Annotated in this window: 1 protein-coding gene; it reads left to right on the forward strand. The window is 39.0% G+C overall.

Going from position 1 to position 1146, the window contains the following annotated elements; translation table 11 throughout:
• On the forward strand, positions 1-924 hold a 924-nt coding region (locus ACS8FD_RS15980), incomplete at its 5' end, for an SLC13 family permease (protein ID WP_439276571.1).
• Positions 925-1146: the final 222 nt, after the last annotated feature.

Below are 1146 nucleotides of genomic sequence, written 5' to 3' on the forward strand. Positions count from 1 at the left end.
CTATTGTCTAAACGCACTAACTTAAACCTTGTCATTGCGACCTTATCTGTGAATTATGGCGCGCTCGCTGGTGCTAACTTTATCACTTCACAAAGTGGGGTTATCTTCAGGGAGCTGATGCGCGATGCAGGGGTTGCCAATGACAATAGCTTTACTTATGTTTTAGGAGTGTTTGCCGCTACTTTTGTAATACCTGTGATTCTACTGGGCGGCTATAGCTTGTTCAATGCCAAAAATAGCAAAATCGCGATTCAAACGACGGTGCCAGAGCCTTTTGATAGTAAACAAAAAAAATCTATTGTGCTTATTTTTATCATGATAGCTACTGTGCTTATTGTGCCCATTCTCAATCTACTCATGCCGCAAGTATCGGCGATTGAGTTTTTGAATGCTCGGATTGATATTGGTTTTATCGCTGTTATTTTTGCTTTGATCAGCCTATTTTTAAAGTTGGGTGATGAAAAAGCAGTGATTGCACTCATACCTTGGAACACGCTCATTATGATTTGTGGCGTCGGTATGCTAATTCGCCTCGGCGTAGAAGTCGGTGTCATTTACGAACTGACAGAATGGCTCAGTACCAACGTTCCTATCTGGTTAATACCGATGTTGGTCTTCGTTATCAGCGCTATTATGTCGGTATTTGCTAGTACACTTGGCGTCGTTGCTCCTACTCTATTTCCTATAGTGCTTCCCTTAGCCGTTGCCTCTGGGCTCAGTCCCTTATTGCTGTTTACCTGTATTGTTGTGGGCGCACAAAGCTCATCACTTTCTCCTTTCTCATCAGGAGGTAGTCTAATGTTAGGCGCCTCGCAAGTCGTTATAGAAAAAAACAAGCTTTTTAGTTCCCTACTATTTAAGGCTGTACCTCTAGATATTAGCGTTGGAATAATAGCCATTTTAGTAATCCAGCTTATATTCTAAAGGCTTATAAACAAGAACACCTATCAAAATTTTTTCTATATCTGACTGCAAGGTATTAATAAAAACGATGGTAAGTAGTTTTACGCCTCTCTATAATACAATAAAATTCATACAGACATACATATGTTTCTTGTCATTTCTAAAGTATTCTGTTACTTCTATGCAGTGTTAGAAAAACATATTTTGATGAAGTCTAGTAACTTTTCTAATCTGATCATAATT

This window comes from Psychrobacter sp. 1U2, assembly GCF_051847575.1.